Source organism: Vibrio sp. 1078-1 (genome assembly GCF_033340475.1).
Map to the genome: position 1 here is coordinate 1 of NZ_JAWOWM010000359.1, position 697 is coordinate 697.

At 44.5% G+C, this 697-nt stretch carries 1 protein-coding gene and 1 pseudogene; both read left to right on the top strand.

The window, feature by feature from the left end:
- Positions 1-602: leucyl/phenylalanyl-tRNA--protein transferase (gene aat, locus R7190_RS27570; RefSeq protein WP_318137895.1), on the top strand; the 602-nt coding region annotated here is incomplete at its 5' end.
- Positions 599-697 (top strand): annotated as a pseudogene (locus tag R7190_RS27575) (arginyltransferase); the annotation flags it as partial. The gene aat and the pseudogene R7190_RS27575, both read left to right, overlap by 4 nt.

Here is a 697-nt window from a genome sequence, read left to right on the forward strand (position 1 = left end):
ATAGAATTTTGAGTGGCTACTACCAAGGTATTTTCCCTTGGTATGGTCCAGGAGAACCCATTTTATGGTGGAGTCCTTCGCCACGTGCGGTGTTTGATCCTTTAACGTTTAAGCCATCAAAAAGTCTTAAAAAGTTTCAGCGCAAGCATCAATATAAAGTCACTATAAATCAAGCGACTGAGCACGTCATTCAACTTTGCTCGTCGACACGGCCAGCAGATGAAACATGGCTGAATGAAGAGATGCAAGCCGCTTATATTCAGCTATCCAACCTAGGGCATTGCCACTCAGTAGAAGTATGGCATGACAACACGCTTGTTGGCGGTTTATACGGCATTAGCGTGGGTCAACTTTTTTGTGGTGAGTCCATGTTCAGTTTGAAAGACAACGCATCAAAAATCGCATTGTGGTATTTGTGCACGCATTTGGCGTCAAAGCATGGTCAATTAATAGATTGTCAGGTGATGAACCCGCACTTGGCATCCCTCGGCGCATTTGAGCTTGACCGAGACGAATTCATACAAAAGCTACTATCTTTAAGAGAAAAGCAAACGGCTTCTGACACCTTTACGCCCCAAGTTTTGCAGGATTCAGAATCATGAGCACAGATCTACAACACATTCGAATTGGGTTAACCAACAACCATCCTTGTAGCTATTTACCGGATCGACAAGAGCGTGTTGCGGTGGCATTGGAC